This window comes from Microbacterium neungamense, from assembly GCF_024971095.1.
GTDB lineage: Bacteria > Actinomycetota > Actinomycetes > Actinomycetales > Microbacteriaceae > Microbacterium > Microbacterium neungamense.
The window spans coordinates 1,830,657-1,856,731 of record NZ_CP069717.1; the positions used below are offsets into that span (position 1 = coordinate 1,830,657).

Here is a 26,075-nt window from a genome sequence, read left to right on the forward strand (position 1 = left end):
CCTCAGCCGATACCCTGAAACCACCCGTCATCCACGATCGAGGAGCCATCTGTGCCCGAAGCCGCAGCAAACATCGGAGTCGTCGGACTCGCCGTCATGGGGTCGAACCTCGCCCGGAACCTCGCCAGCCGCGAGGGAAACACCGTGGCGATCTTCAATCGCAGCCGCGAGAAGACGGATGCGGTGATCGCCGAACACCCCGAGGCGGGTTTCATCCCGGCGTACTCCTACGAGGAGTTCGCCGCGAGCCTGCAGAAGCCGCGCACCGCGATCATCATGGTGAAGGCCGGCGCGGGCACGGATGCCGTGATCAACGAGCTGGTCAAGGTGTTCGAGCCGGGCGACATCATCGTCGACGGCGGCAACGCGTACTTCCCCGACACGATCCGCCGTGAGAAGGCGGTCCGCGAGACCGGCATCAACTTCGTCGGCGCCGGGATCTCCGGCGGCGAGGAGGGCGCCCTGCTCGGCCCGTCGATCATGCCGGGCGGCTCGGACGAGTCCTGGGTCACCCTCGGGCCGATCCTGAAGTCGATCGCCGCGGTGGCCGAGGGCGAGCCGTGTGTCACCCACGTCGGGCACGACGGTGCCGGACACTTCGTGAAGATGGTGCACAACGGCATCGAGTACGCCGACATGCAGCTCATCGCCGAGGCGTACGATCTGATCCGCCGCGGCACCGGCAAGACGCCGGCCGAGATCGCCGACATCTTCGCCGAGTGGAACAAGGGCGAGCTGGAGTCGTACCTCATCGAGATCACCGCCGAGGTGCTGCGGCAGGTGGACGCGGAGACCGGCAAGCCGCTGGTGGACGTGATCCTGGACCAGGCCGGGGCGAAGGGCACGGGCGCATGGACGGTGCAGACCGCCCTCTCGCTCGGCGTGCCGGTATCGGGCATCGCCGAGGCCACGTTCGCCCGCTCGCTCTCCAGCCACCCCGAGCAGCGCGAGGCCGCCGCGTCGCTGCCGGGACCGGACGCCCCGTTCACGGTGGACGACCACGACGCCTTCATCGAGGACGTGCGCCTGGCGCTGTACGCCTCGAAGATCGTCGCGTACTCGCAGGGCTTCGACGAGATCCGCGCCGGCGCCGCCGAGTACGGCTGGAACATCGACCTCGGCGCGATCGCGAAGATCTGGCGCGGCGGCTGCATCATCCGCGCTCAGTTCCTCAACCGCATCGCGGACGCCTACGCGGAGAACCCGGAGCTGCCGGTGCTGATGACCGCCCCGTACTTCGCCGAGGCGCTCACCCGCGGTCAGGCCGCATGGCGGCGCGTGGTGGTCGCCGCGGCCACCGCCGGCACCCCCGCCCCCGCGTTCTCGTCCTCGCTGTCCTACTACGACGGCATCCGCGCCGACCGCCTGCCCGCGGCCCTCGTCCAGGGGCAGCGCGACTTCTTCGGCGCGCACACCTACCGCCGCATCGACAAGCCGGGCACCTTCCACACGCTCTGGTCCGGCGACCGCAGCGAGGTCGAGGCCGTGGACACCCACTGACCTCCGCGGAACACGGGGCCCGGATGCCGCTCGGCATCCGGGCCCCGTCGTTCGTTCGGGGTCGTGATCACGCCGGAATGTTGTGGTTGCGGCGGAACACGTTCTGCGGATCCCACCGCGCCTTCGTCTCCCGCAGCCGCCGGTACGCCGCCTCGGTGAACATCCCCGGGACCGCATCCGGCCGCTCCGAGGGCGCGAAGTTGCCGTACTCGGCGAGCCTGCCGGCGGCGATGGCGTCCGCGTCGGCGAGGATCGCGGTGCGGGTCGCCTCATCGAGCATGCCCGGCACGTCGAAGCCGGCCGCCATCGCGAACCAGGTAGCCTCGCGCGCGGGGAACGGCGAGTCCTCCTGCGCGACGTCACCGAACGCGCCGCCGAGGGAGCGGAGGAAGATCACCGACGCCGGGTAGGTTGCGCGGAAGGCGACCAGCCGGTCGATGAGCGCGTCGTCCAGCTCACGGAACAGCCCGTTGCCGCCGAGGAAGCCCGGCGGGGCGGCATCCGGGTCGGGCGGCTGCGGCGCCTCCATCAGGATCTCCCGGTAGGCGGGCGTCGAGACGTCCCCGACGACACCGTCGAGGGAGGTCACCGGCGCGAGCACGCTCTCCAGGGCGCCGGGATCGGCATCCGCCCACACCGCGGCCAGGCGCGCGCCGGCGGGAGCGCTCGGGTCCATCGCCGGCACGTCCATGAAGGTGACGGTCAACTCGCGCGGGGCATCGCGAAGCACGTCGCGCAGGGCGCGCAGCACGGCGCCGCGGTCGGCCTCGTCCCCGATCAGGTACTCGCCGAAAGCGATCCCCGGCAGCCGGTGCGCCGGGAAGTCGAAGCGGGTGACGATGCCGAAGTTGCCACCGCCGCCGCGCAGCGCCCAGAACAGGTCCGGGTTCTCGTCCGCCGAGGCCTCGACGACGTCCCCGGCGGCGGTGACCACCTGGGCGCCCACGAGCTGGTCGGACGCGAGCCCCCAGGCGCGCACCATCCAGCCGATGCCGCCGCCCAGGGTGAGCCCGCCGACGCCGACGGAGCGGGTGTCGCCGGAGCTGATGGCGAGGCCGTGACCGGCGAGCGCATCGGCGACGGCGCCCCACGTCGCGCCGCCGCCGACGCGCACCAGGGTGTCCTCGACCTGCACGGCATCCATCGCGGACAGATCGATCCGCATGCCCTCGGCCGGGAGATGCGACCAGGGGCCATGGCCCCCGGCGATCACGGTGACGGGCTGCGAGCCCGCCCGCCGCACGAGCGCGGCGATGTCTGCTGCGGTTCGTGGCCGCAGTGTCTGCGTAGCATCCATGGCGCCAACCTAATCGGGGGGTCGGACATCGCGATACCCCTCGGATATTCACAGACTTCGCATAGGCTTCTCGTAGGAAGACCTCCTGCGCGCCGCCCACAATGGACGCATGAGCAACGACCACCCGGAACTGCGCCGTCCCGACGGCTCCCCGCTGCGTATCCTTGCCGTCGACGACGAGCCGATGCTGACCGACCTGCTCGCGATGGCCCTGCGGATGGAGGGCTGGGAGGTGCGCACGGCGGCCTCCGGCCTGGAGGCCCTGCAGATCGCCCGCGAGTTCGAGCCGGACGCGCTGGTGCTGGACGTGATGATGCCGGACCTGGACGGCATGAGCGTGCTGCGCCGGCTGCGCGAGTCCGGCAACCTCGTGCCCGTCGTCTTCCTCACCGCGAAGGACGCCGTCGCCGACCGCATCGCCGGGCTCACCGCCGGCGGCGACGACTACGTCACCAAGCCGTTCAGCCTGGAGGAGGTCATCGCCCGGCTGCGCGCCGTGATCCGCCGGGCCGGGCAGGTGCGCGCCGACGACGAGCAGGCGATCCTGCGAGTGGGCGATCTCAGCCTGAACGAGGACAGCCACGAGGTGATCCGCGGCGAGGACGAGATCGAGCTGACGGCGACCGAGTTCGAGCTGCTGCGCTACCTGATGCGCAACGAGCGGCGCGTGCTGTCCAAGGCCCAGATCCTGGACCGGGTGTGGAGCTACGACTTCGGCGGGAAGTCGTCGGTCGTGGAGCTGTACATCTCCTACCTCCGCAAGAAGATCGACGCCGGCCGCACCCCGCTGCTGCACACCGTGCGCGGCGTCGGCTACATGATCAAGGCTCCGCAGGCCTGACGTGCTCCATCGCCCCCTGACCCTGCAGTCGCGGCTGATGGCCGCGGTGATCGGCTTCGTGTCGCTGATCCTCGTCGTCGTCGCCGTCATCACCAGCGCCACGCTGGGCACCACGCTCGAGTCGCGACTGGAGGAGCAGCTGCGCGACACCGCCGTCACCACGACCGGACTGGTCGCGCAGCGGGCGACCTTCGCATCGATCGCGCGCGAGGAGCTGACGATCGACTACGTGCTGGAGGGCCGGCAGCTGCAGGGCGGTCCGGACCTGCTGCTGGCCATCGCGCCCCCCGGCGGGCGCCCGAGCGGGGCGATCCTGACGCCGGACGACCAGCGCACGCTGAGCCAGTCCGACCTGTTCGCGCTCACCTCCGCCGTGAAGGACGCCGGCACCACCACCGTCTCCCTCGAGCACGCGGGCTCGTTCCGGGTGCTGGTGACCAAGACCCAGGGCGGCACGCTGGTGATGACCGGGCTCTCCCGCGCGGAGATCCAGAACACGATGACCTCGCTGTTCACGGTGATCGCGCTGGCCACGCTGGGCGGGCTCATCCTGCTCGCGCTGACCACCGCGCTCACGATCAGCGTCAGCCTGCGCCCGCTGCGCGCGGCCGCCGCGACGGCGACCCGGGTGTCCGCCCAGCCGCTGGACCGCGGCGAGGTGTCCATCACGGAGCGGGTGCCGGATGCCGAGGCGGATCCGCGCACCGAGATCGGGCGGGTGGGTGCGGCGCTGAACACGCTGCTCGATCACGTGGACGCGTCGCTGGCGGCACGGCAGCGCAACGAGGAGCGGATGCGGCGCTTCGTGGCGGATGCCAGTCACGAGCTGCGCACGCCGCTGGCATCCATCCGCGGGTACTCGGAGCTGTCGCTGCGGACCCTTCGACAGGCTCAGGGTCGACAGGCTCAGGCTCCGCAGGCTCAGGCTCCGCAGGCTCAGGATCCGCAGGCTCAGGGTCGACAGGCTCAGGCTCCGCAGACCCGGGGTGCGGATACGGGCGGTGCGGATGCCCTGGAGAGCACGACATCGGCGCTGGAGCGGATCCAGGCGCAGTCGATCCGGATGACGCGGCTGGTGGAGGATCTGCTGCTGCTGGCCCGGCTGGACGAGGGCCGAGAGCTCGTGCACGGCACGGTCGATCTCACCCGGCTCGCCGTCGAGGGGCTGACGGATGCGCGCCCCACCGCGCCCGACCACGTCTGGCAGCTGGACGTGCCGGAGGAGCCGGTGCTCGTCACCGGCGACGCCGGCCGGCTGCACCAGGTGATCGCGAACCTGCTCGCCAACGCGCGCACGCACACCCCGGCCGGCACCACGATCACCCTCCGCGTCCACGCCGGACCGGATGCCGCCGAGCTGCGCGTGCACGACGACGGCCCTGGCATCGATCCGGGGGTGCGCGACGAACTGTTCTCCCGCTTCGCCCGCGGCGACGTGTCCCGCGCCCGGCAGACCGGCGGAACCGGTCTCGGGCTCGCGATCGCGAAGGCGATCGTGGAGGGGCACGGCGGCACGATCGCGGTGGAGAGCTCCCCCGGCGACACCACGTTCATCGTGCGGCTGCCGCTCGCGGCATCCGTCGAGGCATCCGGTCAGTAGCCGGCGAAGGCGTCCGTCGTCAGCGACCGCGCCTTCTGCAGGGCGGGGGCGAGGTCGGCGATGAGCCGCGGCGGGCCGGAGATGAAGGCGTGCCGCGACGCCAGATCCGGGACGACCCGCTCGAGTCCGGCGGCGTCCAGCCGCACGCCCTGCGCCCACGTCCAGTGCGGCGGGAGGTCCGCCGGCTCGTCGCGGGTGAACACGATCACGCGCGCCCCGGTCTGCTCCAGCTCGTCGCGGAAGGCGAGCTCAGCGGCCTCCGAGGCGACGTACACCAGCACCATGTCGCGCTGCCGGCCGGTCGCCTGCAGCTGCCGCAGCTGCGAGACGAAGGGCGTCACGCCGATCCCCGCCGCCACCATGAGCACCGGGGCGTCCCCGCGCGGCAGCACGAAGTCCCCCCAGGTGCCGGTGACGGCGAGCACGGCGCCCGGCTGCGCGGCCGCGAGCGCACGCTTGTAGCTGGACGGATGCTTGCGGTCGCCCTCCTTGTACGCGATGCGCAGGGTCGGCAGGTCGGCCGGCGCGGAGACGATGCTGAACTCGCGGCGCGTGCCGCGCACGTCCGGATGCCGGTGCGGGACGTCGAGCTCGAGATACTGCCCCGGCACGAACCGCAGCCGGCTGCGCGTCCGGAACGTCAGCTCCTGCGCGGTGGGGGTGACGAACCGCCGGCTCTCCAGCACCAGGCGCACCGAGCCCCGCAGCGCGAACGCGAAGGCGAGCAGGTTGCCGATGAGCAGGGCGCGCTCCTGACCGAGCGTGAACAGCCCGGCGACGGAGAGCGGCCAGCCGGCGAGGACCCCGACGAGGGCGGCGACGCAGAACTGCTGCCAGCGGCGCGGCGGCAGGGTGAGCGGCTCGGAGAGCATGAAGGCCCCGAGGTACAGCAGGGGCGACTGCGTCAGCGCGAAGAGCACGGCATCCGTCGCGGCGAACGACAGCTCGGCGGCCTGCGCCTGCACCGCCTGCCGCAGCACGGTGACGGCGACGGCGACCACGAGGAACACCAGCACGAGGCGCACCTTCTCGGTGCGCCACAGCACGGCCAGCCCGAGCAGCGCGACCGGAACAGCCATCGCGGGCGTGCCGACCCACCACGAGGAGAACGTGCCCAGCCAACCCGCGCCGAGCCCGCCGGCGATCGTGACCACGGCGGCGCCGAAGGCGGCCGGATTGAGGATGTGCCGGCCGCGCCACGCGATCAGGTACTTCGACAGGCTCGCGAGGGCTCCCGCGATCGCGAGGCCGGCGAGGCCGCCCGGGCTGATCGAGGGCTGCAGCACGAACAGCAGGATGAGGGCGGTGACCAGCGACGACTCGATGCGCCAGGGCAGGTGCAGCAGCCGCTGCGCGGCGGCGTCGACCGCCGATGTCGCGGCGGCGAGCACCGCGAAGGAGACCAGCAGCTCCAGCGGGGAGGGGCCGACGAGACCGGCGAGCGAGAGCAGCACGGCGACGGCGGCGAGGGCGATCAGGGCGAACAGCACCAGCCGGTACATCGAGATGGCGCCGAGGACGGCCAGCACGCGCTGGCGGAGCGCGGTGAATGACGTGAGCACGGTTCTACTCTTCCTCATCTGCGGGGCGTTTCGCCCCGTCGCTGCGGTCCCTGAGCCTGCCGGAGGGCGCTCACCGACCGGGACCTGTCAGCGTGAAGAGCTCGCCCGGGAATCCGTGCGAGCGCTCGGCGCGGCCGTCGGTGCTCATCCGCACCCAGTGCACGCCCCAGCGGTCGGCGAGCCGCGGTCCGCCGTCGAAGAAGAGCGCCGTCGCCGCGGCATCCGCATGCATGGCGTCCGGGGCGAGCGCCCACGTCGCCACCCACGTCCGCACCGGCGCCCCGGTGCGGGCGTCGAGCACATGGTGCAGACCGGCGCCCCACGAGCGGCGGTTCGTCGCCGACGCGCACAGCGCGGCGTCGGCGACCTCCACGACCCCGATCGCGCGGGAGGGGTGGTACGGGTGCTCGAGCCCGACGCGGATGCCGCCGCCGCGCACAGCCAGGTCGCCGCTCGCGTCCACCACGAGACGTCCCGGCACGTCGTGCAGGACGGCGGCTACGAGGTCGACGAGGCGGCCCTTGCCGAGCGCGCCGACATCGATCGTCGCCGGTGCGCGCAGGGTCAGGACGGATGCCGTGCACTCCAGCATCCGCTCCCAGTCCGCCGGCGCCGGGACGGGCGCGCCGGGCCGCAGCGTCAGCGCGGCGTCGTAGCCGGCCGCCTCCAGGCTGCCACCGACCAGCGGGTTCACCGCTCCCCCGGTCGCGGCCGAGAGCTCCCGGTACACCGCGAGCATGTCGGCGGCATCCGCCGGCGCCGGGGCGCTGCCGCCGCGCGCGCCGAGCCGGCGCACGACGGAGTCGTCGCGGAAGCGGGACCACTCCGCGTCGAACCGGTCCACGACCGCGCGGACGCGCTCGCGCTGCCGCTCCGTCAGCGCGGTCGCGGACTCGATCTCCCAGCGTGTGCCGATCGCGTCGAAGCGCCAGACGCTCGCGGCGCCGCGGCTCACTCGGCCGCCTGCTCCTTGATCTTCTCCACCGCCTGATTGAACCCGCTGCTGGTGAGCGACGAGCCGGCGACGCGATCGACCTGCAGCTCGTCGACAGGGCGCCCCTCCACCTCGGCGGCGATGCCGTCGATGAACTGGCCCTGGAAGCGCTCCGTCTCCGGCGCCTGCGGGTCGCCAGTCATCTCGACGTCCGTGACGACGCCGTCCTTCAGGGTCAGGGTGACGGTGACCGTCTCCACGGTCTCCGGCGTCTGGTACGAGCCCTCGGCCGTGTACGTGCCGTCGGCGTAGCCCGCCGACCCCGCGGTGTCCGCGCCGGAGTCGGCGGGGGCCTCGGCGTCGGCGGCGCCGGAGCATCCGGCCAGGAGCAGGGCGCCGGCCAGGCCGGCGAGAGCGGTACCGGTGCGGGCCGCGGAGTGCGTCATGGCTCCAGCATCCGTGATCCGGCTATGAGCGCGCTCTACGCGTCGCCGCCGAACATGCTCGTCACCGAGCCGTCCTCGAACACCTGGCGGATCGCGGTGGCCAGCAGCGGCGCGATCGGCAGGATCGTCAGGGTGTCCCAGCGGCGCGACTCGGTGAGCGGGATGGTGTCGGTGACGACGACGTGGTCGATCGCCTCGTCCTGCAGGCGCTCGGATGCCGGGTCGCTGAAGATCGCGTGCGTGGCCGCCACGATCACCTTGCGGGCGCCGTTCGCCTTCAGCGCCTGGGCGGCCTTGACGATGGTGCCGCCGGTGTCGATCATGTCGTCCACGAGCAGGCAGGTGCGACCCTCCACGGTGCCGACGATCTCGTGCACGGTGACCTGGTTGGCCACCTTCGGGTCGCGGCGCTTGTGGATGATCGCCAGCGGCGCCCCGAGGCTGTCCGACCAGGTGTCGGCGACGCGCACGCGGCCCATGTCCGGGGAGACGATAGTGAGGGTCTCCCGGTCCTCGTCCGACAGCGACGTCTCGAAGTGCTCGAGCAGCACCGGCTTGGCGAACAGGTGGTCGACGGGTCCGTCGAAGAACCCCTGGATCTGCGCGGCGTGCAGGTCGACGCTCATCACCCGGTCGGCGCCGGCGGTCTTGAGCAGGTCGGCGACCAGGCGCGCGCTGATCGGCTCCCTGCCGCGGCCCTTCTTGTCCTGACGGGAGTACGGGTAGTACGGGGCGACGACGGTGATCCGCTTGGCCGAGGCGCGCTTGGCGGCGTCGAGCATGATCAGCGTCTCCATCAGCCACTCGTTCACCGGCTCGCCGAACGACTGCACGATGAACAGGTCGCAGCCGCGGATGGAGACCTCGAACCGGGCGTAGATCTCACCGGAGGCGAAGGTGCGGTGCTCGACGGGGGCGATCTCGGTGCCGAGCGCCTGGGCGACCGCCTTCGTCAGCTCCGGATGCGAACGCCCGCCGGCGACGACGAGACGCTTCTTCGTCTTGGCGATCAGGCCCGGCGCGATGCCGTTGTCCCGATCCAGTTCGGTGGTCTTCTTCTTGCGCCCCATCGGACCCGCCTATTCCGCCGATCGTTCCCGGGCCGCGGCATCCGCCGCACCCGTGCCTGCTCTGTTCTTCTCGACCCACCCCTCGATGTTGCGCTGGGGGGCCACGCTCATGGCCAGGGCTCCGGCGGGGACGTCCTTGCGGACGACGGCTCCAGCACCGGTCTTCGCACCAGCACCCAGCCTAACGGGAGCGACGAGCACCGTGTGCGAGCCGGTGTGCACCTCGTCGCCGATCTCGGTGCGGTGCTTGCGGACGTCGTCGTAGTTCGCGGTGATGGTGCTCGCGCCGAGGTTGACCCCGCGGCCGATGGTGGCGTCGCCGACGTAGGACAGGTGCGGCACCTTGCTGCCCTCGCCGATCTGCGCGTTCTTCGTCTCCACGTAGGCGCCGATCTTGCCGCCCGCGCCGAGGACGGTGCCGGGGCGGAGGTAGGAGAACGGCCCGACCGTGGCCCCCGCGCCGATGACCGCCAGCTGCGCGTCGGTGCGCCGGACGACGGCGTCCTCGCCGACCTCGCAGTCCACGAGGGTGGTGTCCGGGCCGATCGTGGCTCCCTCGGCGATGACGGTGGCGCGCAGGATGTGCGTGTTGGGGAGGACGGTCACGTCCGGCGCGAGCTTCGCGTCGTCGTCGATCCAAGTGGTCGCGGGGTCGACGATGGTGACCCCCTCGCGCTGCCAGCGGCGCACGATCCGGTCGTTGAGCACCCGGCCGGCCTCGGCCAGCTGCACGCGATCGTTCACGCCGAAGGTGCTGGCGACGTCGTCGGCGACCTGGGCGGCCACGGTCTCGGAGGCGGCGCGCAGCAGGCCGATCACGTCGGTCAGGTACAGCTCGCCCTGCGCGTTGTCGCGGTCGATGCGGGTGAGGTGGCTGCGCAGCGGCGCGGCGCGGAACACGTACACCCCGGCGTTGATCTCGGTGATCGCGGCCTCGTCGGGGGTGGCGTCCTTCTGCTCCACGATGCGCTCGACGACGCCGTCCGCGTTGCGGATCACGCGGCCGTAGCCGGTGGGGTCGTCCAGGTGGGCGCTCAGCAGCGTGGCCGCGGCGGCGGCCTCGCGATGCGCGGACACCAGCGCCTCAAGGGTGCGGGTCTCCAGCAGCGGCACGTCGCCGGAGAGCACGAGCACGTCGCCATCGAAGTCGCCGGGCAGCGCGTCGATGGCCACCTGGACGGCGCGTCCGGTGCCGGGGATGTCGTCCTGGTCGACGACCACGGCATCCGGGTACTGCTCGGCGAGCACGGCGACGACCTGGTCCCGCTCGTGCCGGACCACGACCTCGATGTGGTCGGCGCCGAGCGAGCGCGCCGTGGTGAGGACGTGCCCGACCAGCGGGCGTCCGCCGATCTCGTGCAGCACCTTGGGGCGCCGGGACTTCATCCGGGTGCCCTGGCCGGCGGCCAGGACGATGATGGCGAGGTTGTTCTGCGTCATGCTCCGCCGCCAGGACTCGAACCTGGACCTCACAGCTCCAAAGGCTGTCGTGCTGCCACTACACCACGGCGGACCGCGGCCGCCGCGCTCGTCCCCGCGGGTCGGTGCGTCGGGCCGCCTGACAAGTCTGCCATGCCGCGCCGGGCTGTCCGCTCCGGATCCTGGCCGTCAGCGGACCGCGGGCAGCGAGGGCGCGAGCCGCCGGAGCCGGTGGTAGGTGGGCAGCAGCGCGTCGTAGAGCTCGTCGAACACCGGCAGCAGTGAGGAGTACACCGCGGACTCCGCCGGACGCGGCCGCACCGTGCGCTCCACGGGCTGCAGCCGCGCGGCGACGTCGATCGACTCGATCAGCCCCAGCGCCTGCATCCCGAGCAGGGCGGCGCCGAAGCCGGAGCCCTCCTGCCCCTCCAGCAGCCCGATCGGCGCCCCGAAGGCGTCGGCCAGGGTCTGCTGCCAGAGCGGATGCCGCATCACCCCGCCGGTGGCTCGGATCTCCCCGATCTCCAGCCCGGCCGCGCGCATGGACTGCAGCACGAGGGCGAGCTGCAGCGCCACCCCCTCCACCGCCGCGCGGACCATGTGGTCCCTGGTGTGCGCGCGGGTGAGCCCGATGTAGGCGCCGCTGGCGATGCTGCTCCAGTGCGGCGCCCGCTCGCTGAGCAGGTAGGGCAGCAGGAGCAGTCCGCCCGACCCGGCCGGGATCCGCCCCGCCCGGTCGAGCATCTCCGCGGTGTCAAGGCCGGGCTCGGCGATCTCGTTGCGCGCCCACTCCAACGTCACTCCGCCGTTGTTGATGGCGCCGCCGATCACCCAGCGGTCCTCGGTGAGGGCGTAGCAGAACACGCCGCCGCGCGGGTCCACGGCCGGCCGGTCGACGGCCACCCGCAACGCGCCGCTGGTGCCGATCGAGCAGGCGGCCACCCCGGGCTGCACGGCGCCCACGCCGAGGTTCGCGAGCGGTCCGTCGCCGGCGCCGACGACCACGCGGGTGGACAGCGGCAGGCCGGTCGCGGCGGCGCCCTCCTCGGTGAGACCGTCGAGCACCGTGGTCGTCGACACCAGTTCGGGCAGCTGCTCCGCGCGGATGCCGGCCAGCGACAGGGCCTCCTCGTCCCACTCCAGCCGATGGATGTCCATCAGCCCGGAGCAGGAGGCGAGGGAGTGGTCGATCACCAGCGCGCCGCACATCCGCAACAGCACCCAGTCCTTCACGCTGGCCCAGATCGCCGACTCCTGACGGATGCGCGGCTCCTGCTCGCGGAACCAGATCAGCTTCGTCAGCGGCGACATCGGATGCACCGGGGTGCCGGTGCGGCGGTGCAGGGCGAGGCCGTGGGCGGACGCCCGCGGCCGGCACCGCCAGGAGCAGCTGGAGTCGCTCATGGAGCTGCGGGTCGCCGTCGAGCCGATGGCCGCGCGCCTGGCCGCCCGCCGGGCGACGCCGCAGCAGCGCGCCGAGCTGCGCCGGCTCGCCGAGGAGATGGGCGAGCTCGGCCGCCGGGGGCTCGCCGCGGACGACGCCTACCTGCAGGCCGACATCGCCTTCCACGAGCTGCTGCTCACCGCATCCGGCAACCCGCTGCTGGCGACGCTCCGGGTTCCGGTGCGGGAGGTGCTCGCCGGACGCACCCGCCTGGGCCTGCATCCGCCGGTGCCCGCGCCGGGGACCCTCGAGGACCACCTCCGGCTGGCGCTGGACATCGCGGCCGGGGATGCGGATGCCGCCGAGCGGCAGTCCCGCTCGCACCTGCTCGGGGTGCTCGGCGAGCTGGCGCCGCGTCCTGCGCCGCCGGTGGGATGATGGTCTGATGAGCGGAACGGAGACGGCGGGCGACGAGGTCGACCGCATCGTCGCCGCCTGGGGACGCCAGCGCCCCGACCTCGACTTCTCGCCGCTCGAGGTGCTCTCCCGCGTGGACCGGCTCTCCCGGCATCTCGACCGGGCCCGGAAGGACGTCTTCCGCCGCAGCGACCTCGAGCCCTGGGAGTGGGACGTGCTGTCGGCGCTGCGCCGCACCGGCGCGCCGTTCCAGCTCTCCCCCAAGCAGCTGCTGCAGCAGACGCTGGTCTCCAGCGGCACCATGACCAACCGCATCGACCGGCTCGTCGGGCGGCGGCTGGTGCGCCGCGAGGCCGACCCGGACGACGGGCGCAGCGTGCTGGTCACCCTCACCGACGACGGCCGGATCCGCGTGGACGCCGCGATCACCCGCCTGGTGGATGCCGAGGCGGAGCTGCTGCGCGCACTCCCCCGCGCCGACCGCGAGCGCCTGGCAGGGCTGCTGCGCAAGCTCAGCCTGGGCTTCGACGCCTGATGGGCATGCCCTCACCCCTGCCCGTCCGCGACGGCGTTGGCGCCACCCGGCTGCACCTGCCGATGTCGGGTCCGTGGCCGACGATCGGGGCGTACATGGCGGAGCGCTTCTTCCACCTGGATCCCGAACGGCTGCTGCGGCGGTTCGACCGCGGGGAGATCGTCGCGCGCGACGGCACGGCGCTGACCCGCGAGACGCCGCTCGGCGCGCACGAGTTCGTCTGGTACTACCGCGAGCCGCCGGTGGAGCGGGAGATCCCGTTCGAGGTCGAGGTGCTGCACGCCGACCGCGATCTCGTCGTCGCCGACAAGCCGCACTTCCTGCCGACCACGCCCGGCGGCAAGTTCCTGCAGAACTCGGCGCTGGTGCGGCTGCGCAACCGCCTCGGAAATCCGGACCTCACGCCCATCCACCGCCTGGACCGCGCCACGGCGGGACTGCTGATGTTCTCGGCGCGCCCGGAGACGCGCGGCGCGTATCAGCTGCTGTTCGAGCGCCGCGAGGTGGAGAAAGTGTACGAGGCGGTGTCCGCGCTCCCCACCGGATGGGATCCGGGCTCCCCCGCCCTGGACGGGCGGCCGTTTCCGATCGTGTACCGCAACCACATCGAGAAGCTGCGCGGCAACGTGTGCGTGCGGGTCGACCCGGAGCGGGAGCCGAACGCGGAGACGCTGATCGAGTTGATCGGCTTCGACGACCGGGTGCTGCACACCCGGCTGCGCCCGCACTCCGGCCGGATGCACCAGCTGCGCGTGCACCTGGCCGCCCTCGGCGCCGGCATCCGCAACGACGGGTTCTACCCGGAGCTGCTCCCGGAGACGCCCGACGACTTCACCCGGCCGCTGCAGCTGCTGGCCCGGGAGCTGCGCTTCACCGATCCGCTCAGCGGCGAGCCGCGCGCCTTCCGCTCCGAACGCACCCTCCAGGACGCTCCTCCTCGCGGTCGTTGAGCGAGCACCGCCGACGGCGCGGAGCCCTAACGCCGCATGATCGCCCGCGCCAGCCGGGTGCCGAGCGACTGCACCAGGTGCACGAACACCACGATGAGGATGATCGCCGCCCACATCACGACCGGCTCGAAGCGGCGGAATCCGTAGATCTGCGCGAACGCGCCGAGCCCGCCGCCGCCGATCATGCCCGCCATCGCCGTCATGTCGATCAGGGCGACGACGATGAACGTGTACCCCAGCACGAGCGGACCCAGCGACTCCGGGATCGCGACGGTGAACAGGATCCGCCACGGCCCCGCCCCCATCGCGCGGGCCGCCTCGATGACGCCCGGGGAGACCGAGACGAGGTGCTGCTCGACGATCCGCCCGATCGCGAAGGACGCGGCCACCCCGATCGCAAAGGCGCCCGCGTTGATGCCGATGCCGGTGCCGATCACGGCGCGAGTGACCGGCTGCAGCACGGCGAGGAAGATCACGAACGGAATCGGCCGGAAGAAGTTCACCAGCATCCCGATCACCGCGTTGAGCACCCGGTTCGGCATGATCCCGCCCGGCCGGGTGACGTACAGCCCGATGCCGATGATCGTGCCGAGCACGCCGCTGAGCAGCAGCGCGTACACCGTCATGTAGAGGGTCTCGACCGCGGCCGCCCAGAACTCGGGCCACAGCTCGTTGAGGCGTTCCATCAGCGGCCCCCCTCCGTCTCGACGGCATCCGCGATCTCGGTGACCTTGGCGTGCGTGCGGATCGTGTCCAGAGCCGCGTCGATCGCGGCATCCGCACCCCGGATCGCGAGCGTGAGGTGCCCGAAGGCGCGGCCGCGGATGTCGTTGATCCCGCCGTAGACGAGCTCGAACTCGAGACCGGCCTGTGCGAGGTCGAGGAACACCTGCCCCTGCGACGAGTCGCCGTCGCGGAACGAGAAGGTCACCAGGCGGCCGCGGTGCCGCTCGCGCAGCGCCGCCGTCTCCGCGGGCGAGGGGATGCCCTTGATCACCGTGCCGACGAATCGCTGCGAGGCGGGGTTCTGCGGGTTGGAGAACACCTCGAAGACGTCGCCCTGCTCGATCACCCGTCCGCGCTCCATCACCGCCACCTTCGTCGCGATGGTCTGGATGACGTCCATCTCGTGCGTGATCACCACGATCGTGACGCCCTGCTCCTCGTTCACGCGCTTGAGCAGCGCCAGCACCTCGTGCGTGGTCTGCGGGTCGAGCGCGCTGGTCGCCTCGTCGGCGAGCAGGATCGCGGGGCGGGTGGCGAGGGCGCGGGCGATGCCGACGCGCTGCTTCTGACCGCCGGAGAGCTGCTCGGGGTACGCCCTGGCCTTGTCGGCGAGGCCGACGAACTGCAGCAGCTCTGCCACCCGCGCGTCGATGTCTGCGCGGGACCACCCGGCGAGCTTGAGCGGGTAGGCGATGTTGGCGTGCACGCTCTTCGACGAGAACAGGTTGAACTGCTGGAAGATCATGCCGATGCCGCCGCGGACGGAGCGCAGCTCGCGCTCGGGCAGCCGGGTGATGTCGACGCCGTCGACGAGGATCGAGCCGCTCGTGGCGGGCTCGAGCGCGTTGATGAGCCGCACCAGGGTGGACTTGCCGGCCCCGGAGTACCCGATGATGCCGAACACGTCGCCCGGCTCGATGTCGAGGCTCACCCCGTCGACGGCCGTGATCGGCTCGCCGTGGCGGTCGGCGGGCGGGTACGTCTTCGTGACGTCGGTGAGACTCACGATGGCCATGGCGACTCCGGATGCTGGACGGCGGAACGGGCGGCGCGAAGATCCGCGCCGCCCGATTCTCTCATTGCGGACGCGTTCAGCCCTCGTGGGCCTTCGTGTCCTCCTCCACCTTCTTCAGCGACTCCTCCAGGTCGGCGACCGGCGTCTTCACCAGCACCGCCGTGTCACCGGATGCCTCGGCGAGGCCCTTCTGCACCTCGGGGTCGTTCTGGAAGATCTCGACGAGCTTGAGGTAGGTCTCGTTGTCCTTGTCCTCGGCGCGCGCGGCGAAGATGTTGATGTACGGGAGGGCGTTCGGGTCCTCCGGGTCGTCCTGCGCGATCGCGTCGTCGAAGCTCAGGCCGGCCTGGGCGACGAAGTCGTTGTTGATGATCGCGGCCGCGGCATCCGGAAGCGAGTTCGGGATGAGCGCCGCCTCGAGCGCGGTGACCTCGACCTTCGAGGCCTCCTTGTCGATGTCGGCGAGATCGGAGAAGATCGTGCCGCCGCTTTTGAGCTCGATCAGCCCGGCGGACTGCAGCACGAGCAGGGCGCGCGCCTGGTTGGAGGCGTCGTCCGGGACCAGGACGGTCTCGCCCTCCTTGATGTCCTTCACGTCGTCGTACTTCTGCGAGTACAGCCCGAGCGGGTAGATCGCGGTCGAGCCGATCGGCACCAGGTCCTCGCCGGAGGCGACGTTGAACCCGGCCAGGTACACGATGTGCTGGAACTGGTTGAGATCCAGCTCGCCCTCGACCAGGGCGGGGTTGGGCTGCTCGTAGGAGGCGAAGTCGACCAGCTCGACGGTGATGCCCTCCTCCTCGGCGGCCTCGACGAAGGCTGGCCACTGCGGATCGCTCTTGCCCACGACGCCGATCTTCACGACCGGGTTCTCCTCGGATCCGGAGCCCTCGGACGCCGGCGACGAGGCGCAGCCGGCGAGGGCGACGACGAGCGGCACCGCGGCGAGCGCGGCGAGGGCGGACGTTGTGCGACGGGACATGCGTGGTTCCTCTCTTGGGGGACTCCGTCATGTTAGGCGGGGAACGGGCGCGGCCGGGAATCCCCTCGTCACAGAACGTCATCCGCCGCCGGTAACGTGAGCAGCGTGACTCTCGCGCAGACGACGGATGCCCTGACGGTCGAGCAGCTGCATGCCCGCGGCGGACTGAAATGGTCGGATCCGGAGGCGCCGATCGGCGCCTGGGTGGCCGAGATGGACTTCGGCGTGGCGCCGCCGGTCTCCGAGGCGCTGCACCGGGCCGTGGACGACGGCGCCTTCGGCTACGCACCGCCGCGGATGTGGGAGGAGCTGAAGGCGGTCACCGCCGACCGGCTGCGCGCGCGGGATGTGGATCGGGCACGGCACCGCGAACCTCGGCGTCGTCGCGAACACCGCCGCGTACCGCGACGGGCAGCCCTGGCTCGACGAGGTGGTGGCGTATCTGCAGGGCAACCGCGACGAGCTGGTGCGGCTGGTGGCCGAGCATCTGCCCGGCGTGACCGTCACCGTGCCGGAGGGCACCTACGTCGGCTGGCTGGACTTCACCGACACCGGCGTGGACGAGCCGGCCGCGTTCTTCCGCCGTCACGCCGGCGTCGGCCTCACCGACGGGGTCGCCTGCGGGGCGGCCGGCGCCGGGTGCGCGCGGTTCATCTTCGCGATGCCCCGGCCGGTGCTGCGCGAGGCGATCGCGCGGATGGGCGCCGCGATGCGTGCGCACGCGGCGGCCGGCGCCGCTGCGGTCAGCCGCTGAGCGGCCGTCAGCCCTGCCGCCCCTTGAACCGGGGGTTCAGCTTGTTGATCACGTACACCCCGCGGCGGCGCACGACCTGAGCGCCGGGCTGGTTCTTCAGGGACTTGATCGAGGCTCGGACCTTCATGCCGCACTCCTTATTGAGAATGGTTATCATTGTTCGGTCAGGACATCGGCTTCATCGGCCTCGACATCGACGCGCCGGCGCTGCTCGCCGCCCTCGACGGGGCCGCGCTCGACGATGCCGAGCTCGCGGCGGGACCGCGCGAGTGGTGCACCTATCCCGACCCGTTCCCGGCCTGGCACGTCGTGCCGGATCGAGCCGACTGATCCTGTCACCGCGCTCGGCGGCCGAGAGTCCATCCGGCGCGTCGCAGGTGCCCGTGATCGGGCTGGCGGGGCCGCTGGGCGCTGGAAAGACGACCCTGCTCAACCGAGCTTCTCGGTGAGCTCGAACCAGCGCAGCTCGAGCTCCTCGACCTCGTCCTGCTGCGCCTGGATCGCCTTCATCTTCTCGCCGAGCCCCGCGTAGTCGGACTGGTCGTGGTCGGCGAGCGCGTGCTTGGCCCGGTCGATCTGGTCGTTCAGCTTCTGCATCCGCCGCTCCAGCGCGGCGAGCTCCTTTTCGGCCGTGCGTCGGGCGGCGCCCTCCAGTCCGGGGCGCGGCTGCGACTCGGCGCTCGTGATCTGGTCGCCGCGCTGCTCTCCCGAGGAGCGCACCTCCAGAGCCCGCAGACGCAGGTACTCGTCCACCCCACCCGGGAGGTGCCGCAGCCGCCCCACCCCGTCGGGGCCGGGGAGGATCGCGTACTGCTGGTCGGTGACGCGTTCCAGGAAGTAGCGGTCGTGGGACACCACGATCAGCGTGCCCGGCCAGGAGTCGAGCAGATCCTCGATGGCGGCGAGCATGTCGGTGTCCATGTCGTTCGTCGGCTCGTCCAGGATGAGCACGTTCGGCTGGTCGAGCAGCACCAGCAGCAGCTGCATCCGGCGCTGCTGCCCGCCGGAGAGGTCCTTCACCGGCGTGGACAGCTGCGCCGAGGAGAACCCGAGGCGCTCGAGGAGCTGGCCCGGGGTGAGCTCCTGCGCCTTCGAGCCGGCGCCGAAGGTGTAGGAGGTGCGCAGGCGGCCGACGACCGTGCGCACCGGCTCGTCCCACACCTCCTCCAGCTCGTCCAGGCGCTGCGTGAGCGTGCGCACCTGGACGGTCTTGCCGCGCTTGACCCGTCCGCTGGTGGGCTGCACGGTGCCGGTGACGAGGCCGAGCAGCGTCGACTTCCCGGCGCCGTTCACGCCGAGGATGCCGGTGCGCTCCCCCGGTGCGATCCGCCACTCGACGTCGCGCAGGACCTCCCGGTCCCCGTAGGCCACCCCGGCGTCGAGCAGATCGACGACGTCCTTGCCGAGTCGGGCGACCGCGAGCGACTGCAGCGACACGCTGTCGCGCACCGGCGGCACGTCGGCGATCAGCGCGTTCGCCGCGTCGATGCGGAACTTGGGCTTGCTGGTGCGGGCGGGCGCCCCGCGGCGCAGCCACGCGAGCTCCTTGCGGGCCAGGTTCTGCCGCTTCGCCTCGGTCGCCGCCGCCATCCGGTCGCGTTCGACACGCTGCAGGATGTAGGCCGCGTAGCCGCCTTCGAACGGCTCCACGATCCGGTCGTGCACCTCCCAGGTCGCCGTGCATACCTCGTCGAGGAACCAGCGGTCATGGGTGACGACCAGCAGCGCGCCCGCGTTACGCGCCCAGCGGGTCTTCAGATGCTCGGCCAGCCAGGTGATCGCCTCGACGTCGAGGTGGTTCGTCGGCTCGTCCAGGGCGATCACGTCCCAGTCGCCGGCCAGCAGCGCGGCGAGCGCCACGCGGCGACGCTGACCGCCGCTGAGCGCCGCCACCGGGGCATCCCAGTCCAGGTCGGAGAGGAGACCGGAGATGACGTCGCGCACGCGCGCGTCGCCGGCCCACTCGTGCTCCGGTGTGTCGCCGACGACGGCCGCGCCGACGGTGAGCTCATCGTGCAGGGTGTCCGCCTGGTCGAGAACGCCGATGGTCGTCCCACCGCGGACCGTGACGCGCCCGGCATCCGGCTCGAGACGTCCGGCCAGCATCGCGAGCAGGCTCGACTTGCCGTCGCCGTTGCGGCCGACGATGCCGATCCGGTCGCCCTCCTCGACGCCGACGGTCACGGAGTCGAAGACGACGCGGGTGGGGAACTCGAGGTGGAGCCCCTCGGCTCCCAGAAGATGTGCCATGTCCCCTCAAGGCTAGGCGACGGGAGGATGTGCGAAGGGCCCGCTCCCGCCCGGTCGGAGCGGAGGCGGGCCCTTCGCGCTGGGATCAGTCCTCGTGCGGGTCGCGTGCTCGTCCTCGTCGCGGACATGGTGATGGCTCACCTGTTCGTCATCCCGCTGCCGGCCGGGATCGGCACGGCGATCGTGGGCGTGCCCTACTTCATCTGGCTCATCATCCGCACCCGACGGAGGACGACGACATGACCCCGACCCGCCTGGAGGCCGTCGGCCTCTCCCTCGCCTACGACGGCCGCAGCGTGGTCGCGGATCTCGATCTCGCGATCCCGGCGGGCGACGTCACCGCGATCATCGGGCCGAACGGATGCGGCAAGTCCACGCTGCTGCGCGGGCTCGCCCGCCTGCTCCCGGCACGGGGCGGCGAGGTGCTCCTCGACGGTGCGCCGCTCGCCGGGTTCGGCCGCCGGGATCTGGCCCGCCGGGTGTCGCTGCTCCCCCAGGCGCCCAGCGCCCCGGGCGGGCTCACCGTGCTGGAGCTGGTGGCCCGCGGGCGGCATCCGCACCAGAACTGGTACGGGCGGTTCACGCCGCAGGACGAGCGCATCGTGCGGGAGGCGCTGGCCGCCACCGGCCTCGACGGGCAGGAGGACCGGCTGGTCGACGAGCTCTCCGGCGGTCAGCGCCAGCGCGCCTGGATCTCGATGACGCTCGCGCAGCAGACCGACACCATGCTGCTCGACGAGCCGACCACATACCTGGATGTGGCCCACCAGCTGGAGGTGCTCGAGCTGGTGCGCCGGCTGAACCGCGGTCACGGGCACACCGTGGTGATGGTGCTGCACGACATCTCCCTCGCCGCGCGGTACGCGGACCGGATCGTGGCAATGCGCGACGGCCGCGTGGTGCACGCCGGGCCCCCGTCCGAGGTCGTCACCCCTGCGATCCTGCACGAGGTGTTCGGCATCCGCGCCGCGCTCGTCGACGACCCCGACGGCGGAACGCCGCACGTGCTGCCGCTGGGACTGCCCGCTCAGGCCACGCCGGCGGCGGATGCCCGTGCCGCGGCATCGGTGACCTCGTCCAGCGAGATCACCTCGTAACCCGCCGGTGCGCTGATCGTGCCGCCGTCCGCGCACGAGGTCCGCCGCGGCTCCTGCACCACCCGCCGCAGCGACACCAGGAACTCGCGGTCACCGACGGCGAGCCGCACGCGGCTCTCGGCGTCCGTGCCCGCCTGCGCGGACACGCACCGCACGGCGTGGAGGCGGGTCTCGCCGAGCAGGTGCCGGACGGCGTAGTCGGCGGCCTGCTGCTCCCCCGGGATGCCGCACGCGCCGCGCCAGCGCTCCAGCAGCACCCTGCCGCCGTCGAGGGCGGGAACCAGGCGGTCGACATCCTCCGCCGTGAGCCCGCCGTGGTATCCGCCGCCGGGCAGGGTGACCGTGTTCGCCGCGAACCGGTCGCCGCCGACGTGGGTGGTCTCCCAGACCCGGCCGGGCAGCCGCGCGTCCAGGGCGACCGCGACCGGGCGGCCGAGGCGGGCGCAGCACACGTCCCGCCGTCCGTGCGTGCACACCAGCACGAGCGGCTCGTCAGGGTCGACGGGGGCGCCGAACCCGGGCGGGCGGCCGGCGGCCAGCGCGTCGAGGTCGAGAGCGCAGAGCTCCTCGAGCTCCCGCACGCGGCGCTGCTCGGCCCAGCATCCGTCCGCGCCCCGCCCCGCGACCACCACGGTGCGCAGGTCCGGCCGGCGGTCGCGGACCCGGCGGATCAGCTGCAGGCGCACCCCGCGGTCCTCGGCGCGCTCCAGCACACCCCGCACGGCCGGCGGGAGGTCGTCCGGCAGGCCGCGGATCGGCCACGGGCCCGGATGCTCGACGAGCAGCCAGTTCGCGATCAGTGCCGGCGCCGACGCCCAGATCGCCTCCGCGCGCGCGGCGCGGATCGAGGCGCACCAGTCGGCGCGCTCGGCGGGACCCTCTTCCATCCCTGCCAGGGTACGGCAGGCACCAGGGTACGGCAGGCACCAGGGTACGGCAGGCACCAGGGTACGGCAGGCACCGGGGTACGGCAGGCACCGGGGTACGGCAGGCACCGGGCCCCCGCGGACGCGGACGGGCCGCCCCGGAGCATCCGGAGCGGCCCGTGTGCGCGATCAGGCGCGATCAGGCGATGTGCGCGATCACTGGTAGGACTCGACGATCTCGAGCAGGCTCGGCACGTTCTTGTACGCCTCGGCGGCGTTCTCCTTCGTGACGATCACCGGCTCGAGCAGGTACGCCGGGACGACCTTGACGCCGTTGTCGTACTGCTCGGTGTCGTTGACGTCGACCTCCTCGCCCTTCTGCAGCTGGCCGACCATCTTGATGGTCTGCTCCACCAGCAGCTGGGTGTCCTTGTTGATGGTGGAGTACTGGACGCCCTCCATGATCGACTTCACCGACTCGACCTCGGAGTCCTGACCGGTGACGACCGGCACCTTCTTGCCCGCCTGCTGCGCCGCGGTGATGATGGCGCGCGCGAGGGTGTCGTTGGGCGAGAGGACGCCGTCCAGCTCGGCGGAGCCGTAGGCGGAGGTGAGGATCGAGTCCATCCGGCGCTGGGCGTTCTCCGCCTTCCAGCCCTCGGTCGCGGTCTGCGCGATCTCGGTCTGGCCCGACAGCACCTTCAGCGTGCCGTCGTCGATCTTCGGCTGCAGCACGTCCATCGCGCCGTTGAAGAAGACCGCCGAGTTGGCGTCGTCCGGCGAACCGGAGAACAGCTCGATGTTGTACGGCGCCTCGTGACCGGCGCGCTCGGCGAGGCCGTCGAGGAGCGCCTGGCCCTGCAGTTGGCCGACCTTGAAGTTGTCGAAGGCGACGTAGTAGTCCACCGCCTCGGTGTTCTCGATCAGCCGGTCGTACGCGATGACGTACGCGCCGGCGTCCCTGGCGGCCTGCACCTGCGTGGACAGCTGCTTGCCGTCCTTCGCGCCGATGACGATGACCTTGGCACCGCCGGTGACCATGGCCTGGATCTGGTTCTGCTGCTCGGCGACCGTGTTCGAGGCGGGCGCGTACTGGACGTTCGCCTTGAAGCCGGCATCCGCCAGGCCCTCCTCGAAGAGCTTGCCGGCGAGCACCCAGTTCTCGCTGGTCTTGTCGGGCAGGGCGACGCCGATGGTGGCGCCCTCCTCGAAGCCGGCCGGCTCCTCGCCGGACCCGCCGGCGGGCGCGCCGCCGCGCTCCGAGGAGCATCCGGTGAGGGTGAGGGCTGCCGCTGCGACAAGCGCTGTCGCCGTGACGATCATCTTCTTCATGCGATCTCTTTCTCTGGTGTCAGACGGATGCTCCGCGCGAGCGCTGTGCGCCGGCATCCGCTACTTGCCGCGCGCCTTGTCGACGGCGGGGGTCTCGAAGGGCTGGTTGGCCTTGAGCTTCTCGTCGGGCGAGAACAGCTCCGCGCCGGGGCCCTGCGGGCGGCGCATCCGCCGCGTGAGGAATCCGATGAGCGAGGGGCGGCCCTGCTGCTTGTTCCAGACGTCGACGCCGACCGCGAACAGCAGCACCAGGCCCTTGATCATCGAGACGACGTCGGCGCCGGCGCCCAGGAGCGCGAGGCCGTTGTTGAGGAACGCCATCACCAGGCCGCCGATGATCGACCCGATCACGGTGCCGATGCCGCCGGAGACCGCGGCGCCGCCGATGAAGACCGAGGCGATCGCGTCCAGCTCCCAGCCGTTGCCGTCCTGCGGGCCGGAGGCCGTGGCGCGGGCGACGTAGATCATGCCGGCGAGCGAGGCGAGCACGGACATGTTCATCATCACGAAGAAGTCGACCCAGCGGTCCTTGACACCCGACAGCCGGGCCGCCTGCCGGTTGCCGCCGACCGCGTAGATGTGCCGGCCGAACACGGTGTTGTTGGTGATGAACGAGTAGAGGATCACCAGCACGAGCAGGATCACGCCGGAGACCGGGAAGCTGGTGCCCGGGCGGCCGGTCGCGAACAGCCAGCCGGCGACGAGGATGACGATCGACAGGATCACGACCTTGGTCGCGCTCACCCAGACCGGGGCCCGCTCCGACCCCATCTTCTTCTGCGCGCGGCGGGTGCGCACCTCCCAGAACACGATCCAGGCGACGCCGAGCAGGGCGAGGATCATGGTCGGCACGTTGAAGTTCAGCGGCAGCGCCACCTCGGGCAGGTAGCCGGCGCCGATGTACTGGAACTCCCTCGGCACCGGCACCGTGGTGGACTGACCCACCCACTGGTTGGCGCCGCGGAAGAAGAGCATGCCGGCCAGGGTCACGATGAACGCCGGGACGCCGACGTACGCGACCCAGAAGCCCTGCCACGCCCCGACGAGGACGCCGACGCCGAGCCCGAGCAGGATCGCGAGCGGCCAGGGCAGGTTCCACTCGGCCATCGCCTTGGCGACCACGATGCCGGTGAAGGCGGCCACCGAGCCCACCGACAGGTCGATGTGGCCCATGATGATCACCATCACCATGCCGATCGCCAGGATCAGGATGTACGAGTACTGGTTGACGACGTTGATCAGGTTGCCGGACGACAGTGTCAGGCCCTGTCCCTTGATCACGAACGTCAGGATCTGGAAGACCAGCAGGATCACGATGAGGCTGCCGAGGATGCCGAACTGGCGCAGCTTCGACTGCCCGCCGCCGAACATCTTCTTGATGTCACCGAAGTGGAAGCCGCGCTTCGCGGTGGAGAGATCAGTGGTCACGTCGACTCGCTTTCGCTCGCTCGGTACGTCGCATGGCGGTTCATGCTTTCTGGGTGGCGGAGGTCATGCTGCGCATGAGGTCTTCCGGGGTGGCCTGGTCGGAGGGGATGCAGTCGGTGACCCGACCTTCGAAGACGGTGTAGATGCGGTCGGTGATGCCGAGCAGCTCCGGCAGCTCGCTGGAGATGACGATGACGCCCTTCCCCTGCGAGGCGAGCTCGTTGATGATCGAGTAGATCTCGTACTTGGCGCCGACGTCGATGCCGCGGGTGGGCTCGTCCAGGATGAGCAGGTCCGGGTCGGTGAACATCCACTTCGCCAGGACCACCTTCTGCTGGTTCCCGCCGGACAGCTTCGCCACGCCCTCCTCCACGGACGGCGTCTTGATGCGCAGCGCCTTGCGGTAGCGCTCGGCGACCGCGAACTCCTGACGGTCGTCGACGACGCCGCGGGTGGCGATCTTGGACAGCTTCGCCGCGACGACGGACCGCTTGATCGAGTCGAGCAGGTTCAGGCCGAGCACCTTGCGGTCCTCGCTGACGTAGGCGAGGCCGTGCTTGATGGCGCTGGCGACGTCGGGCAGCTCGATCTCCTGGCCGTCCTTGATGATCGTGCCGGAGCGGAAGATGCCGTAGGAGCGGCCGAAGATGCTCATGGCGAACTCGGTGCGCCCCGCGCCCATCAGGCCGGCGATGCCGACCACCTCGCCCCGGCGCACCTCGATGCCGGAGCCCTTGACGACCATGCGCTCGGACACCGTGGGGTGCTGCACCCACCAGTCCTTCACCTCGAAGAAGACCTCGCCGATCTCGGGCGTGCGGTCCGGGTAGCGGCTCTCCAGCGAGCGGCCGACCATGCCGCGGATGATGCGGTCCTCGTTGATCTCGCCGCGTGAGATGTCCAGGGTCTCGATGGTGCGGCCGTCGCGGATGATCGTGATCTCGTCCGCGATCTGCTCGATCTCGTTGAGCTTGTGGCTGATGATGATCGACGTGATGCCCTTGGCCTTCAGGCCCAGGATCAGGTCGAGCAGGTGCTGCGAGTCGTTCTCGTTCAGAGCCGCGGTCGGCTCGTCGAGGATGAGCAGCTTGACGTCCTTGTTCAGCGCCTTGGCGATCTCGATCAGCTGCTGCTTGCCGACGCCGAGGTGCTTGATGGCGATGTCGGGGTCCTCGTCCAGCCCGACGCGGGCGAGCAGCTCGACCGTGCGCTGCCGCTGCGCGGCCCAGTCGATGCGCCCGCCGCGGCGGATCTCGTTGCCGAGGAAGATGTTCTCGGTGACCGAGAGCTCGGGGATGAGCGCGAGCTCCTGGTGGATGATGACGATCCCGGCGGCCTCGCTGGCGGCGATGTCCTTGAAGCGCTGCTCCTCCCCGTACAGGAGGATGTCGCCGGTGTACGTGCCGTAGGGGTACACGCCCGAGAGCACCTTCATCAGGGTGGACTTGCCGGCGCCGTTCTCGCCGCAGATGGCGTGGACCTCACCGGGCTGGACGGTGATGGAGACGTCGGAGAGGGCCTTCACGCCCGGGAACTCCTTGGTGATGCTGCGCATCTCCAGGATGGGCCCCGACACGGTCGGCACGGTTGCTGTGGCGCTCACGGATCTTCCTCGATACAGACGGCACGGTGTCCTGCTCGCCGATGTGACCGTTCACATCGACTCACCA

26 protein-coding genes and 1 tRNA gene are annotated in these 26,075 nt (G+C 71.5%); 10 read left to right on the forward strand and 17 right to left on the reverse strand.

Annotation, left to right across the window (positions count from 1 at the left end; all coding sequences use genetic code 11):
- The first annotated feature begins 51 nt into the window (after positions 1 to 51).
- A complete protein-coding gene (gene gnd, locus JSY13_RS08865) occupies positions 52 to 1,500 on the forward strand; it encodes an NADP-dependent phosphogluconate dehydrogenase (RefSeq protein WP_259606344.1) in 1,449 nt (482 codons plus the stop codon).
- Positions 1,501 to 1,567: 67 nt separating this feature from the next.
- Here the strand turns inward: gnd and JSY13_RS08870 are convergent, their stop codons facing one another.
- Entirely contained in the window at positions 1,568 to 2,797 is a 1,230-nt protein-coding gene (locus tag JSY13_RS08870; RefSeq protein ID WP_259606345.1) for an FAD-binding oxidoreductase, read from the reverse strand.
- Positions 2,798 to 2,906: 109 nt separating this feature from the next.
- On the opposite strand from JSY13_RS08870, the gene JSY13_RS08875 reads away from it, so the two are divergent.
- Both JSY13_RS08875 and JSY13_RS08880 read left to right on the forward strand, forming a co-directional pair.
- Positions 2,907 to 3,638 carry a response regulator transcription factor gene (locus JSY13_RS08875; protein WP_272653315.1) on the forward strand — a complete coding sequence of 244 codons (732 nt, stop codon included), beginning with the start codon at positions 2,907 to 2,909 and terminating at the stop codon, positions 3,636 to 3,638.
- Between the two features lie 37 nt (positions 3,639 to 3,675).
- A complete protein-coding gene (locus JSY13_RS08880; protein WP_259608184.1) occupies positions 3,676 to 5,238 on the forward strand; it encodes a sensor histidine kinase in 1,563 nt (520 codons plus the stop codon).
- Here the strand turns inward: JSY13_RS08880 and JSY13_RS08885 are convergent.
- The 7 genes from JSY13_RS08885 to JSY13_RS08915 all read right to left on the reverse strand — a co-directional run bounded on the left by JSY13_RS08885 (position 5,232) and on the right by JSY13_RS08915 (position 12,073).
- Entirely contained in the window at positions 5,232 to 6,800 is a 1,569-nt protein-coding gene (locus JSY13_RS08885) for an FAD-dependent oxidoreductase (RefSeq protein WP_432806406.1), read from the reverse strand. The genes JSY13_RS08880 and JSY13_RS08885 overlap by 7 nt on opposite strands.
- A 70-nt stretch (positions 6,801 to 6,870) precedes the next feature.
- A complete protein-coding gene (locus JSY13_RS08890) occupies positions 6,871 to 7,755 on the reverse strand; it encodes an FAD:protein FMN transferase (RefSeq protein ID WP_259606347.1) in 885 nt (294 codons plus the stop codon).
- Positions 7,752 to 8,180, reverse strand: a complete 429-nt coding sequence (locus JSY13_RS08895; RefSeq protein WP_259606348.1) for an FMN-binding protein — start codon at positions 8,178 to 8,180, stop codon at positions 7,752 to 7,754. The genes JSY13_RS08890 and JSY13_RS08895 overlap by 4 nt, the downstream gene beginning before the upstream one ends.
- A 35-nt stretch (positions 8,181 to 8,215) precedes the next feature.
- Positions 8,216 to 9,250 carry a ribose-phosphate diphosphokinase gene (locus tag JSY13_RS08900; protein WP_259606349.1) on the reverse strand — a complete coding sequence of 345 codons (1,035 nt, stop codon included), beginning with the start codon at positions 9,248 to 9,250 and terminating at the stop codon, positions 8,216 to 8,218.
- A 9-nt stretch (positions 9,251 to 9,259) separates the two neighbouring features.
- Positions 9,260 to 10,690, reverse strand: coding sequence for a bifunctional UDP-N-acetylglucosamine diphosphorylase/glucosamine-1-phosphate N-acetyltransferase GlmU (gene glmU, locus JSY13_RS08905; protein ID WP_259606350.1), 1,431 nt, complete (start codon positions 10,688 to 10,690; stop codon positions 9,260 to 9,262).
- 1 nt (position 10,691) lies between these two features.
- A tRNA-Gln gene (locus JSY13_RS08910) sits at positions 10,692 to 10,763 on the reverse strand.
- A gap of 95 nt (positions 10,764 to 10,858) precedes the next feature.
- Positions 10,859 to 12,073, reverse strand: coding sequence for a gluconokinase (locus tag JSY13_RS08915; RefSeq protein WP_259606351.1), 1,215 nt, complete (start codon positions 12,071 to 12,073; stop codon positions 10,859 to 10,861).
- On the opposite strand from JSY13_RS08915, the gene JSY13_RS08920 reads away from it, so the two are divergent.
- Genes JSY13_RS08920 through JSY13_RS08930 form a run of 3 tightly spaced genes read left to right on the forward strand, consistent with a single transcriptional unit; the run spans position 12,072 to position 13,955 of the window.
- Positions 12,072 to 12,491 (forward strand): FCD domain-containing protein, encoded by a 420-nt coding sequence (locus tag JSY13_RS08920; RefSeq protein ID WP_259606352.1) that lies wholly within the window; start codon positions 12,072 to 12,074, stop codon positions 12,489 to 12,491. The two genes, JSY13_RS08915 and JSY13_RS08920, sit on opposite strands and share 2 nt — an antisense overlap.
- A 7-nt stretch (positions 12,492 to 12,498) precedes the next feature.
- The gene (locus JSY13_RS08925) at positions 12,499 to 13,005 is read left to right on the forward strand and encodes a MarR family winged helix-turn-helix transcriptional regulator (protein WP_259606353.1); all 507 of its coding nucleotides are present in this window, start codon (positions 12,499 to 12,501) and stop codon (positions 13,003 to 13,005) included.
- A gap of 5 nt (positions 13,006 to 13,010) precedes the next feature.
- Positions 13,011 to 13,955, forward strand: coding sequence for a pseudouridine synthase (locus tag JSY13_RS08930; RefSeq protein ID WP_259606354.1), 945 nt, complete (start codon positions 13,011 to 13,013; stop codon positions 13,953 to 13,955).
- Between the two features lie 26 nt (positions 13,956 to 13,981).
- Here JSY13_RS08930 and JSY13_RS08935 read toward each other — a convergent pair whose 3' ends face one another.
- The 3 genes from JSY13_RS08935 to JSY13_RS08945 all read right to left on the reverse strand — a co-directional run bounded on the left by JSY13_RS08935 (position 13,982) and on the right by JSY13_RS08945 (position 16,678).
- The gene (locus JSY13_RS08935; RefSeq protein WP_259606355.1) at positions 13,982 to 14,641 is read right to left on the reverse strand and encodes a methionine ABC transporter permease; all 660 of its coding nucleotides are present in this window, start codon (positions 14,639 to 14,641) and stop codon (positions 13,982 to 13,984) included.
- Positions 14,641 to 15,696 carry a methionine ABC transporter ATP-binding protein gene (locus JSY13_RS08940; RefSeq protein ID WP_259606356.1) on the reverse strand — a complete coding sequence of 352 codons (1,056 nt, stop codon included), beginning with the start codon at positions 15,694 to 15,696 and terminating at the stop codon, positions 14,641 to 14,643. The genes JSY13_RS08935 and JSY13_RS08940 overlap by 1 nt, the downstream gene beginning before the upstream one ends.
- A gap of 76 nt (positions 15,697 to 15,772) precedes the next feature.
- Complete coding sequence (locus JSY13_RS08945) at positions 15,773 to 16,678, reverse strand: MetQ/NlpA family ABC transporter substrate-binding protein (RefSeq protein ID WP_259606357.1); 906 nt, start codon at positions 16,676 to 16,678, stop codon at positions 15,773 to 15,775.
- A gap of 346 nt (positions 16,679 to 17,024) precedes the next feature.
- On the opposite strand from JSY13_RS08945, the gene JSY13_RS08950 reads away from it, so the two are divergent.
- On the forward strand, positions 17,025 to 17,432 hold the full coding sequence (locus JSY13_RS08950; protein ID WP_259606358.1) for a beta C-S lyase family protein: 408 nt from the start codon (positions 17,025 to 17,027) through the stop codon (positions 17,430 to 17,432).
- A gap of 7 nt (positions 17,433 to 17,439) precedes the next feature.
- Here the strand turns inward: JSY13_RS08950 and JSY13_RS08955 are convergent, their stop codons facing one another.
- Positions 17,440 to 17,559, reverse strand: coding sequence for a ribosomal protein bL36 (locus JSY13_RS08955; RefSeq protein WP_259606359.1), 120 nt, complete (start codon positions 17,557 to 17,559; stop codon positions 17,440 to 17,442).
- Between the two features lie 29 nt (positions 17,560 to 17,588).
- Between JSY13_RS08955 and JSY13_RS08960 the strand changes: the two genes are divergently transcribed.
- Positions 17,589 to 17,762, forward strand: coding sequence for a hypothetical protein (locus tag JSY13_RS08960; protein ID WP_259606360.1), 174 nt, complete (start codon positions 17,589 to 17,591; stop codon positions 17,760 to 17,762).
- A 99-nt stretch (positions 17,763 to 17,861) separates the two neighbouring features.
- On the opposite strand, the gene JSY13_RS08965 is transcribed toward JSY13_RS08960, so the two are convergent.
- Positions 17,862 to 19,682 (reverse strand): ABC-F family ATP-binding cassette domain-containing protein, encoded by a 1,821-nt coding sequence (locus JSY13_RS08965; protein ID WP_259606361.1) that lies wholly within the window; start codon positions 19,680 to 19,682, stop codon positions 17,862 to 17,864.
- A 105-nt stretch (positions 19,683 to 19,787) separates the two neighbouring features.
- On the opposite strand from JSY13_RS08965, the gene JSY13_RS08970 reads away from it, so the two are divergent.
- Positions 19,788 to 19,925: a hypothetical protein gene (locus JSY13_RS08970; protein ID WP_259606362.1), complete on the forward strand. Its 138-nt coding sequence runs from the start codon at positions 19,788 to 19,790 to the stop codon at positions 19,923 to 19,925.
- A complete protein-coding gene (locus tag JSY13_RS08975) occupies positions 19,922 to 20,779 on the forward strand; it encodes an ABC transporter ATP-binding protein (RefSeq protein WP_259606363.1) in 858 nt (285 codons plus the stop codon). The genes JSY13_RS08970 and JSY13_RS08975 overlap by 4 nt, the downstream gene beginning before the upstream one ends.
- Here the strand turns inward: JSY13_RS08975 and JSY13_RS08980 are convergent.
- From JSY13_RS08980 to mmsA, 4 genes are all read right to left on the reverse strand, one after another.
- The gene (locus JSY13_RS08980) at positions 20,710 to 21,666 is read right to left on the reverse strand and encodes a ferredoxin family protein (protein ID WP_259606364.1); all 957 of its coding nucleotides are present in this window, start codon (positions 21,664 to 21,666) and stop codon (positions 20,710 to 20,712) included. The genes JSY13_RS08975 and JSY13_RS08980 overlap by 70 nt on opposite strands.
- Before the next feature lie 195 nt (positions 21,667 to 21,861).
- Positions 21,862 to 22,977: a substrate-binding domain-containing protein gene (locus JSY13_RS08985; protein WP_259606365.1), complete on the reverse strand. Its 1,116-nt coding sequence runs from the start codon at positions 22,975 to 22,977 to the stop codon at positions 21,862 to 21,864.
- 60 nt (positions 22,978 to 23,037) lie between these two features.
- Positions 23,038 to 24,405: a multiple monosaccharide ABC transporter permease gene (mmsB, locus tag JSY13_RS08990; RefSeq protein ID WP_432806407.1), complete on the reverse strand. Its 1,368-nt coding sequence runs from the start codon at positions 24,403 to 24,405 to the stop codon at positions 23,038 to 23,040.
- 40 nt (positions 24,406 to 24,445) lie between these two features.
- Positions 24,446 to 25,960, reverse strand: a complete 1,515-nt coding sequence (mmsA, locus tag JSY13_RS08995; RefSeq protein WP_284439534.1) for a multiple monosaccharide ABC transporter ATP-binding protein — start codon at positions 25,958 to 25,960, stop codon at positions 24,446 to 24,448.
- Between the last annotated feature and the right edge of the window lie 115 nt (positions 25,961 to 26,075).